The organism is Streptomyces sp. MB09-02B, from assembly GCF_033794485.1.
In the GTDB taxonomy this organism is placed as follows: Bacteria; Actinomycetota; Actinomycetes; order Streptomycetales; family Streptomycetaceae; genus Streptomyces.
Window position 1 is genome coordinate 20826 of sequence record NZ_JARGEE010000051.1, and the last position, 10689, is coordinate 31514.

A 10689-nucleotide genomic window follows, 5' to 3' on the forward strand; every position below is an offset into this window, starting at 1 on the left:
AGGCACATTGAGTTGCGCAACCTGAATCGCGTTGCGTAAACAGCAACTCGATCGGCTCGACCGGTCAACAAGGCGGAGGTGCGGCGATGGCGGGACCCCGAGTGGTCATCATCGGAGCGGGAGTCGTGGGAGCGGCTCTCGCGGACGAGATCTCCGCGCGAGGCTGGACCGAGGTGACCGTGGTCGACCAGGGCCCGCTCCCCGCCACCGGGGGCTCCACCTCACACGCCCCGGGCCTGGTCTTCCAGACGAACTCCTCCAAGACGATGACCGAACTCGCCCGGTACACCGTCGAGAAGTTCTGCTCCCTGGACGTGGACGGCAAGCCCTGCTTCCTCCAGGTCGGCGGCCTCGAGATCGCCACCACCCCCGAGCGCCTCACCGAACTGCGCCGCCGGCACGGCTGGATCACCGCCTGGGGCATCGAGTCCCGCCTGCTCGACGCCGACGAGTGCGTCGAGCGCCACCCGCTGGTCGACCGCGACAGGGTGCTCGGCGGCCTCCTGGTCCCCACCGACGGCCTCGCCAAGGCCATCCTCGCCGTCGAGGCGCAGATCCGCCGGGCCACCGAGCGCGGCGTGACCTTCCTGGCCCGCCACGAGGTCCTCGACGTCCTGAAGGCCGACGGCGAGGTCACCGGAGTCCTCACCGACCAGGGCGAGATCCCCGCAGACATCGTCGTATGCTGCGCCGGCATCTGGGGCCCGAAGATCGCCCGCATGGCCGGCATGAACCTCCCGCTGACCCCGCTCGCCCACCAGCTCGCCTGGACCGGCCCGATCCCGGCCCTCGCCGGTCAGACCGAGGAGGCGATCCGGCCGATCCTGCGCCACCAGGACGCCGACCTCTACTACCGCGACCGCTTCGACGGCATCGGCATCGGCTACTACGGCCACCGCCCGATGCCCATCACCGCCGACGAGATCCTCTCCGTCGACGAGGCCGCCGACATGCCGTCGGTCCTGAAGTTCACCGAGGACGACTTCGCCGACGCCTGGACCGAGACCCAGTCGCTGCTCCCCTCCACCAAGGAGGCGGACATCGAGGAGGGCATCAACGGCCTGTTCTCCTTCACCACCGACAACTTCCCGCTGCTCGGCGAGTCCCAGGACGTCAAGGGCTTCTGGGTCGCCGAGGCGGTCTGGGTCACCCACTCCGCCGGGGTCGGCCGGGCCATGGCCGAGTGGCTGGTCGACGGCTACTGCTCCTCCTTCGACCTGCACGAGTGCGACGTCAACCGCTTCGAGCCGCACCAGCTCTCCCCGGAGTACGTCCTGGCCCGCGACTGCCAGAACTTCGTCGAGGTCTACGACATCCTCCACCCCCTCCAGCCCTCCGGCGACCCCCGCCCGATCCGCACCAGCCCCTTCCACGCCCGCCAGCAGGAGCACGGCGCCTTCTTCCTGGAGGCCAACGGCTGGGAACGCCCGCACTGGTACGAGGCCAACGCCCCCCTCGTCGAGGGCCGCTCCATCCCCACCCCCGGCGACTGGGCCGCGCAGTACTGGTCGCCGATCGTCGGCGCCGAGGCACAGGCCACCCGCGAGACCGTCGCGATGTACGACATGACGGCCCTCAAGCGCCTGGAGGTGAGCGGCCCCGGCGCCGCCGACCTCCTGGAGCGCCTGTGCACCGGCAAGGTCGCCAAGTCCGTCGGCTCGGTCACCTACACCCTCTTCCTCGACCACGACGGCGGCATCCGCAGCGACGTCACGGTTGCCCGCCTCGCCCGGGACACCTTCCAGATCGGCGCCAACGGCAACCTCGACCTGGACTGGATCACCCGCCACCTCCCCGCCGACGGCACCGTCCAGGTCCGCGACATCACCCCCGGCACCTGCTGCATCGGCCTGTGGGGCCCGCTGGCCCGCAAGGTCCTCCAGCCCCTCACCGACGCCGACTTCTCCGGCGACGGCCTGAAGTACTTCCGCGCCAAGCACGCCTACATCGGCTCGGTGCCCGTCACCGCGATGCGCCTGAGCTACGTGGGCGAACTCGGCTGGGAGATCTACACCACCGCCGACCAGGGCCAGAAGCTCTGGGACACCCTCTGGGAGGCGGCCAAGCCGCTCGGCGGCGTCATCGCCGGCCGCGGCGCCTTCAACAGCCTCCGCCTGGAGAAGGGCTACCGCTCCTTCGGCACCGACATGACCTACGAGCACGACCCCTACGAGGCCGGCGTCGGCTTCGCCGTCAAGCTCGACAAGGACGACTTCGTCGGCAAGGACGCGCTGCTGCGCCGCAAGGAGAACGTGCGGCGCAAGCTGAGCTGCCTCGTCATCGACGACCCCCGGTCGGTCGTCATGGGCAAGGAACCCGTCCTCGACGGCGACCGCCCCGTCGGCTACGTCACCAGCGCCGCCTACGGCTACACCATCGGCAAGGGCATCGCCTACGCCTGGCTCCCGACGGAACTCACGGCACCCGGGACCGTGCTGCACATCGGCTACTTCGACCAGCGCGTCGAGGCCGTCGTCACCGAGGAGCCCCTGTTCGACCCCACCATGTCCCGCCTCCGTGGCTGACACCCGGCCACGACCGCAGAGGGAAGGAACACCGCCGGTGAACGCACAGCTGCTCGACGGCAAGGCGACCGCCGCCGACATCCGCCGCGAACTCACGGAGCGCGTGGCCAAGTTGACCGCCACCGGCGGCCGCCCGCCGGGCCTCGGCACCGTCCTCGTCGGCGAGGACCCCGGCAGCCACGCCTACGTCGCCGGCAAGCACCGCGACTGCGCCCAGGTCGGCATCGCCTCCATCCGCCGCGACCTGCCCGCCGACGCCACCCAGCAGCAGGTCGAGGACGTCATCGACGAGCTGAACGCCGACCCGGCCTGCACCGGCTACATCGTCCAGCTTCCGCTGCCCCGCCACCTCGACGCCAACGCCGTACTGGAACGCATGGACCCGGCCAAGGACGCCGACGGACTGCACCCCGTCAACCTCGGCCGGCTCACCCTCGGCGTCGACGCCCCGCTGCCCTGCACGCCGCGCGGCATCGTCGAACTCCTGCGCCGCCACGACGTACCGCTCGCCGGCGCCCGGGTCTGCGTGGTAGGCCGGGGCATCACGGTCGGCCGTCCCATCGGCCTGCTGCTCACCCGCCGCTCCGAGAACGCCACCGTGACCCTGTGCCACACCGGCACCAAGGGCCTGGCCTGGCACACCCGCGAGGCCGACATCGTCATCGCGGCGGCCGGCTCACCCGGGCTGATCACCAAGGACATGCTGCGCTCCGGCGCGGCCGTCCTGGACGTCGGCATCACCCGCACCGACCAGGGCCTGGTCGGCGACATCCACCCGGACGCCGCCCAGGTCGCCGGCTGGATCGCGCCGATGCCCGGCGGGGTGGGCCCCATGACCCGCGCGATGTTGCTGGCCAACGTCGTCGAGGCCGCCGAGAGGAACGCCACCGCCGTATGAACGCGCACGTCCCCCCGTACCCGCAGCACCCGCACCTCTCACCAGAGGGAGACGTCCGATGAGCCCCCGCACCCCCGGCGCCGACCTCCCCGAGCACCCCGAGTGGCTGTGGCGCGATCCCGAGCCGAAGAAGTCGTACGACGTGGTGATCGTCGGCGGCGGCGGACACGGCCTGGCCACCGCCCACTACCTGGCCAGGAACCACGGCATCACCAATGTCGCGGTGCTGGAGAAGGGCTGGCTCGGCGGCGGCAACATGGCCCGCAACACCACGATCATCCGCTCGAACTACCTGTGGGACGAGAGCGCCGGCATCTACGAGCACGCCCTCAAGCTCTGGGAGGGACTGGAGGAGGAGCTCGACTACCCGATCCTCTTCTCCCAGCGTGGTGTGCTGAACCTCGCGCACAGCCTGCAGGACGTCCGCGACAGCGTGCGCCGCGTGGAGGCCAACCGCCTCAACGGCGTGGACGCGGAGTGGCTCGACGCCGACGGCGTCAAGGACGTCTGCCCCATCGTCAACATCTCCCAGGACGTGCGCTACCCGGTCCTGGGAGCCACCTACCAGCCGCGCGCGGGCATCGCCAAGCACGATCACGTGGCCTGGGGCCTGGCCCGCTCCGCCGACGCGGCCGGGATCGACATCATCCAGAACTGCGAGGTCACGGGCCTCGACGTGGTCGACAACCGCGTCGTCGGCGTCCGCACCACCCGGGGCCGTATCGCGGCCGGCAAGGTCGCGCTCTGTTCGGCGGGCCACACCTCGGTCCTCGCCGCCATGGCGGGGATCCAACTCCCGGTCCAGAGCCACCCGTTGCAGGCCCTGGTCTCCGAACTCCTGGAGCCGGTGCACCCCACGGTCGTGATGTCCAACGCCGTCCATGTGTACGTCAGCCAGGCGCACAAGGGCGAGCTGGTGATGGGCGCGGGCATCGACGCGTACAACTCGTACACCCAGCGCGGCGCCTTCCACATCATCGAGGAGCAGATGGCCGCGGCCCTGGAGCTCTTCCCGGTCTTCGCCCGCGCGCACGTCCTGCGCACCTGGGGCGGCATCGTCGACGTCAGCCCCGACGCCTCGCCGATCGTCGGGCTCAGCCCCGTCGACAACCTCTATCTCAACTGCGGCTGGGGAACGGGCGGCTTCAAGGCCACCCCGGGCGTCGGCTGGGTCTACGCCCACACCATCGCCCACGACACCCCGCACGCCCTCAACGCCCCCTTCTCGCTCGACCGTTTCACCACCGGCGCGCTCGTCGACGAGCACGGCGCGGCCGCGGTGGCCCACTAGGGAGCCCAACCATGCTGCTCATCACCTGCCCGTGGTGCGGGCCCCGCGACGAGGCCGAGTTCCACTACGGCGGCCAGGCCCACGTGGCCTACCCCGAGACCCCCTCCGCCCTCACGGACGAGGAGTGGGCCCGCTACCTCTTCTTCCGCGACAACACCAAGGGCCCCTTCGCCGAACGCTGGAGCCACGTGGCGGGCTGCCGCCGCTGGTTCAACGCGGTCCGCGACACGTCCACGAACGAGATCCTGTCGGTCTACCGCGCGGGAGAGGAACGCCCGCCGACCCCGGAGCCGAGGCCTGTGCTGTCAGCCCGTCCGGTCGCCGAGCAGCAGTCGGGATCGGCCACTTCCGAGCCGAGCCCGGCCCCCTCAGCCCGTCCGGCGTTTGAGAACGAGGCCGTTCAGGCCGAAGGGGGGCCTGGGGGCGCAGCCCCCAGCAACGGGGTCGCAGGGGCGCAGCCCCTCGAGGACGGGACGGGTAGGGGCGGCGGGGGCGAGACAACCCAACCGTTCCGCCACCCCACCCGAGGCCGCATCGACCGCGACACCCCCCTCACCTTCACCTTCGACGGCACCGAGTACCAGGGCCACCGAGGCGACACCCTCGCCTCCGCCCTCCTCGCCAACGGCGTCATCGAAGCCGGCACCAGCATCAAACTCGGCCGCCCCCGCGGCATCTTCTCCGCCGGCGTGGAAGAGCCCAACGCGGTCATCCAGATCGAGGAACCCTTCCCCGAGCCGATGCTCCCCGCGACCACCGTCGAGCTCTACGACGGCCTGGTCGCCACCAGCCTCCCCGGCCAGGGGCGCCTCGCCACCGAACCCGACCCCGCCCGCTACGACGCCGTACACGCCCACTGCGACCTCCTGGTCGTGGGCGCGGGCCCGGCCGGCCTCGCGGCCGCCGCCGCGGCGGCGAACAGCGGCGCCCGCGTCATCCTCGCCGACGACCAGCCCGAACCCGGCGGCAGCCTCCTCGGCACCGCCGAACACCTCGACTGGGTGGGCGAGACGGCCGCCCTGCTCGACGCCGCCCCCGAGGTCCGCGTCCTGCGCCGCACCACCGTCTTCGGCTACTACGACGACAACCACCTCCTCGCCGTCGAGCGCCGCACCAACCACCTCGGCGGCGCGGCCCCCGACAACGTCTCCCGGGAACGCGTCTGGCGCATCCGTGCCCGCCGCGTCGTCCTCGCGACCGGCGCCCACGAACGCTCCCTGGCCTTCGCGGACAACGACCGCCCCGGCGTGATGCTGGCCTCCTCGGCGCGCACCCACGTCAACCGCCACGGCGCCCTGCCCGGCCGCCGCGCGGTCGTCCTCACCACCAACGACAGCGCCTACGCGGCGGCCCTGGACCTCGCCTCGGCGGGCCTGGACATCACCGCGATCGTCGACACCCGCCCCGCACCGGGGGAGTGGGCCGAACGCGCCCGGGCCGCCGGCATCGAGGTCCTCGCCGGACACGCCGTCACCGGCACCGAGGGCGACCCCCGCCTCACCGCCGTCGGCGTCGCCCCGTACGGCCGGTCCGCCGGACAGCGCGAGTTCGCCGCCGACCTGCTGCTGGTCTCCGGCGGCTGGAACCCGGCGGCGCACCTGTTCAGCCAGTCCGGCGGCAAGCTGCGCCACGACGAGACACTGGGCTCCTTCGTGCCCGACACCGGCCGCCAGGCCGTCGAGGTCGTGGGCAGCGCGAGCGGTCTCTTCGACACCGCCGGTGTCCTCGCCCAGGGTGCCGCCGCCGGTGCCCGCGCGATCGAGGCCGAGGGGTACACGTCCGAGGAGCCCCGCCTCCCGGCGGTGGCCGCGCAGCCGGCCCCGACGCCGCCGATGCACGTGTACGTCGTCCCGGGCGACTCGGACGCCCCCCGGTTCGTCGACCTCCAGCGCGACGTCACGGTGGCCGACCTGGAGCGGGCGACCGGCGCCGGCCTGCGCTCGGTGGAGCACACCAAGCGGTACACCACGGCCGGCACCGCCAACGACCAGGGCAAGACCTCCGGAGTGCTGGCGAGCGGGGTCGTCGCCGAACTCCTCGGCGTGGACGTCTCCTCCCTCGGTACGACCACCTTCCGCCCGCCGTACACACCGGTCTCCTTCGCCGCCCTCGCGGGCCGCGACCGGGGCGTGCTCAGCGACCCGGTCCGGACGACCGCCCTGCACGAGTGGCACGTCGGGCACGGCGCGCTGTTCGAGAACGTCGGCCAGTGGAAGCGCCCCTGGTACTACCCCCAGGACGGCGAGGACATGGAGACCGCCGTACTCCGCGAGTGCGCCGCGACCCGCGAGGGCGTGGGCTTCATGGACGCCTCCACCCTCGGCAAGATCGACGTCCAGGGCCCGGACGCCGGGGTCTTCCTCGACCTGCTCTACACCAACATGATGAGCACCCTGAAGGTCGGCATGATCCGCTACGGCGTCATGTGCCGCCCGGACGGCATGGTCTTCGACGACGGCACGGTCATCCGTGTGGCCCAGGACCGCTTCCTGGTCACCACGACGACCGGCAACGCCGCCACCGTGCTCGACTGGATGGAGGAGTGGCTCCAGACGGAGTGGCCCGAGCTGAAGGTGCACTGCACCTCGGTGACCGAGCAGTGGGCCACGGTCGCGCTGGTCGGCCCGAAGTCCCGTGAGGTCATCGGCTCCCTCGCACCCGGACTGGCCGTCGCCAACGAGGACTTCCCGTTCATGGCCTGGCGCGAGACGACCGTCGCGGGCATCGAGGCCCGGGTCTGCCGGATCAGCTTCTCCGGTGAACTCGCCTACGAGATCAACGTCTCGCCGTGGGAGGCCCTGACCCTCTGGGAGGCGCTCTACGAGGCCGGCACCCCGTACGGCATCACCCCGTACGGCACCGAGACCATGCACGTCCTGCGCGCCGAGAAGGGCTACCCGATCATCGGCCAGGACACCGACGGCACCGTCACCCCGCAGGACCTCGGGATGAACTGGGTCGTCTCGAAGAAGAAGTCGGACTTCATCGGCAAGCGGTCCTACACCCGCCCCGACACCGTCCGGCCCGACCGCAAGCACCTGGTCGGCCTCCTCCCCGAGGACCCGGGCGACTTCCTCCCCGAGGGCACCCACCTGGTCGCCGACAGCGTGCTGCCGGCCCCGCCCGTCCCGATGCTCGGCCATGTCACCTCCAGCTACCGCAGCGCCGCCCTCGGCCGGACCTTCGCGCTCGCCCTGGTCAAGGGCGGCCGGGACCGCATCGGCGAGCGGCTGTACGCCCCCGTGGGCGACCGACTGGTCCCCGTGACCGTCGCGAGCCCCGTCCTCTACGACCCCGAGGGAGCCCGCCGCGATGGCTGACACCGCCCTGACCTCCCGGCCCCGCAGCCCGCTCGCCGGGGCCGCCGACCGGCTGGCCGCCGCCACCCGTGCCTCCGGCGGCGCGCTCCGGCTGGCCGAACTGCCCTTCCTGACCCAGCTCGACGTACGCCTCGACGCCAAGGGGGCGGCGGCGGACGCCGTCGGCCTCGCGCTGGGCCTCCCGCTGCCGCTGGAGCCCGAGACCGTCACCCGTGCGGGGGAGTTGACCGCGCTGTGGCTCGGGCCCGACGAGTGGCTGCTCGTGGGGCCGCCGGGCGGCGCCCGCGAGCTGGAGGGCCGGATCCGGGAGGCCGCCGGAGAGGAGCCGGTCTCCGTCACCGACGTGTCCGCGCAGCGCACCACGGTCCTCGTCGCGGGCGCCGCCGCCCGCGACCTGCTGGCCCACGGCTGCGCGCTGGACCTGCACCCGAGGGCCTTCGGTCCCGGGCGCTGCGCCCAGACGACCCTGGCCCGTACCCAGGTCGTCCTGGTCGCGCGCGAGGAGCCCAGCGCCGGCTTCTGGGTCCTGGTCCGTTCGTCGTTCGCCGGCTATCTGGCCGACTGGCTGCTCGACGCGGCGACGGAGCACGTCTGAGCCATGCGAGTCCCTGTCAGCGCGTCGAAAGTCGGACACCCGTGACCGTCACGGCCCACGCCCCCACCACCTCGTCGCACCCGGGCACGCCGGACCTGCACCCGCCCGGGCTGCCGAGGCCCGGACGCACGCTGGTGATGGGCGTCGTGAACGTCACGCCGGACTCGTTCTCCGACGGCGGGCTGTCGTACGCCGCCGACGCGGCCGTGGCGCATGGCCGAGCCCTGCTGGAGCAGGGCGCGGACATCGTGGACGTCGGCGGCGAGTCGACCCGCCCCGGTGCGGTGCGCCCGCCCGTCGAGGAGGAGTTGCGGCGGGTGCTGCCCGTGGTCCGTGACCTCACGGCGGCGGGCGCGGTCGTCAGCGTCGACACGATGCGGGCCGAGGTCGCAGCCCGTGCGCTGGACGCGGGCGCGCGGCTGGTCAACGACGTGTCGGGGGGCCTCGCCGACCCTGCGATGCTGCCCCTGATGGCCCGGGCGGGGGTGCCGTACGTGCTGATGCACTGGCGGGGACACTCCGCCGGGATGCAGGCGAACGCCGTCTACGGCGACGTCGTCGGCGACGTGCTCCACGAACTGCGGCTGAGGATCGACGCGGCCCTGGAGGCGGGCGTCCCGCCCGGTGCGCTGATCGTCGACCCCGGCCTGGGCTTCGCCAAGGAGGCCGAGCACAACTGGGAGTTGCTGGGGCGGCTCGGGGAGGTTCGCGCGCTGGGCCGTCCCGTGCTGGTGGGCGCGTCCCGCAAGGCGTTCCTGGGGCGGCTGTTGGCGGACCCGACGACGGGACAGCCGCGTCCGGCGCGGGAGCGCGACGCCGCGACCACCGCCGTGTCCGTGCTCGCCGCCGCACAGGGCGCCTGGTGCCTGCGGGTGCACGACGTCGCCTCGACGCTGGACGCGGTACGGGTGACGGCCCGTTGGGGCGCCGAGGCGGCGGTGGCGGCGCGGTCGCCGCTGGGGTGAGCGGCGCGCGTGGCGCTCACCCCAGATGTCCCATCCTGCGGCTGATCTCCTCGGCGCCCCGCGTCAGTACGGGCACGAGCTCGCGAATGCGTTCCTCCGTGAAACGGTAGGCCGGGCCGGAGGCGCTGAGCGCGGCGATGACCTCGCCCTCGCGGGAGCGGATCGGCGCCGCCATGGCGTGCAGTCCGATCTCCAGCTCCTCCAGCGTGACCGCGTAGCCGAGTTCGCGCGCCTCGGTGAGAGCCTTCTCCAGCTTCGTCCTGGCCGTCAGTGTGTGCGGCGTCAGCTTGCGCAGCCCCGACGCCTCCAGCACCTGGGCCCGCTCCCGCTCCGGGAGGTGGGCCAGCAGGATCTTGCCGCTGGACGTGGCGTGCACGGGGGTGAGCTGGCCGACCCAGTTGTGGGTGCCGACCGCGCCCGGACCGCGCACCTGGTGGAGGTTGACCGCGTAGTGCTCCTGGAGCACGGCGATGTTGACGGTCTCGCCGATCTCCTCGCTGAGCCGCTCGCAGACCTGCCGGCCCTGCTGCGTGATGTCGAGGCGGCCCGTTATGGCGCCGGCGAGCCGCACGATGCCGAAGCCGAGCCGGTACTTGCCCCGCTCGGCCGTCTGCTCGACCAAGCCGCGTGCCTCCAGCGCCCCGAGGAGCCGGAAGGCGGTCGACTTGTGGACGTCGATCTCGGCGGCGACCTCGCTGACACCGGCCTCGCCGCGCCGGGCGAGGATCTCCAGGACGCTGATGGCACGGTCGACGGACTGAACACCGTTCACCGCGGGACCCGTTGTTGCGCCCTCTGCCGCGTAGTTGCTCATGGTGCAACTATACGCAGCCGCCCCCGGCGGTTCCGAGGTCTTCGCCGAGTGCGGTGACCATGGCCGGAACCGGTCGCCCGCATGCTCGCACGGACCTTCCCGGCGAGGGAAGGGGGGGCGTCGCCGGGGAGCGGGCAAGTCGGCGCGACCAACCTCTTGACAGTGGGTGTCCTCAAGGAGACAGTTTGGTCGTCGTTGCTCATAGCGATGATGGTTGCGCTATATGAAACGTAGCGATCGACGGCTCGGCCACGGTCTCCGTCCGGGCCCGGTGAAGTCCC

At 72.4% G+C, this 10689-nt stretch carries 7 protein-coding genes; 6 read left to right on the forward strand and 1 reads right to left on the reverse strand.

Annotated elements, in window-relative coordinates; all coding sequences use genetic code 11:
* Positions 1 to 86 precede the first annotated feature (86 nt).
* The 6 genes from P1P70_RS10530 to folP all read left to right on the forward strand — a co-directional run bounded on the left by P1P70_RS10530 (position 87) and on the right by folP (position 9594).
* Positions 87 to 2525: an FAD-dependent oxidoreductase gene (locus P1P70_RS10530; protein WP_319236483.1), complete on the forward strand. Its 2439-nt coding sequence runs from the start codon at positions 87 to 89 to the stop codon at positions 2523 to 2525.
* 37 nt (positions 2526 to 2562) lie between these two features.
* A complete protein-coding gene (locus tag P1P70_RS10535) occupies positions 2563 to 3423 on the forward strand; it encodes a bifunctional methylenetetrahydrofolate dehydrogenase/methenyltetrahydrofolate cyclohydrolase (RefSeq protein WP_319236484.1) in 861 nt (286 codons plus the stop codon).
* A gap of 58 nt (positions 3424 to 3481) precedes the next feature.
* Complete coding sequence (locus P1P70_RS10540) at positions 3482 to 4714, forward strand: sarcosine oxidase subunit beta family protein (protein ID WP_319236485.1); 1233 nt, start codon at positions 3482 to 3484, stop codon at positions 4712 to 4714.
* 11 nt (positions 4715 to 4725) lie between these two features.
* Positions 4726 to 8034 (forward strand): sarcosine oxidase subunit alpha family protein, encoded by a 3309-nt coding sequence (locus tag P1P70_RS10545; RefSeq protein ID WP_319236486.1) that lies wholly within the window; start codon positions 4726 to 4728, stop codon positions 8032 to 8034.
* Positions 8027 to 8629, forward strand: coding sequence for a sarcosine oxidase subunit gamma (locus P1P70_RS10550; protein WP_319236487.1), 603 nt, complete (start codon positions 8027 to 8029; stop codon positions 8627 to 8629). The genes P1P70_RS10545 and P1P70_RS10550 overlap by 8 nt, the downstream gene beginning before the upstream one ends.
* Before the next feature lie 137 nt (positions 8630 to 8766).
* Positions 8767 to 9594 (forward strand): dihydropteroate synthase, encoded by an 828-nt coding sequence (gene folP / locus P1P70_RS10555; protein ID WP_413471450.1) that lies wholly within the window; start codon positions 8767 to 8769, stop codon positions 9592 to 9594.
* Between the two features lie 16 nt (positions 9595 to 9610).
* On the opposite strand, the gene P1P70_RS10560 is transcribed toward folP, so the two are convergent.
* Positions 9611 to 10408 (reverse strand): IclR family transcriptional regulator, encoded by a 798-nt coding sequence (locus P1P70_RS10560; protein ID WP_319236489.1) that lies wholly within the window; start codon positions 10406 to 10408, stop codon positions 9611 to 9613.
* Between the last annotated feature and the right edge of the window lie 281 nt (positions 10409 to 10689).

Coding starts and splice junctions, on each gene's coding strand:
- P1P70_RS10530 (WP_319236483.1), top strand. CDS start 87: ATGGCGGGACCCCGAGTGGTCATCATCGGAGCGGGAGTCGTGGGAGCG.
- P1P70_RS10540 (WP_319236485.1), top strand. CDS start 3,482: ATGAGCCCCCGCACCCCCGGCGCCGACCTCCCCGAGCACCCCGAGTGG.
- P1P70_RS10545 (WP_319236486.1), top strand. CDS start 4,726: ATGCTGCTCATCACCTGCCCGTGGTGCGGGCCCCGCGACGAGGCCGAG.
- P1P70_RS10550 (WP_319236487.1), top strand. CDS start 8,027: ATGGCTGACACCGCCCTGACCTCCCGGCCCCGCAGCCCGCTCGCCGGG.
- folP (WP_413471450.1), top strand. CDS start 8,767: ATGGGCGTCGTGAACGTCACGCCGGACTCGTTCTCCGACGGCGGGCTG.
- P1P70_RS10560 (WP_319236489.1), bottom strand. CDS start 10,408: ATGAGCAACTACGCGGCAGAGGGCGCAACAACGGGTCCCGCGGTGAAC.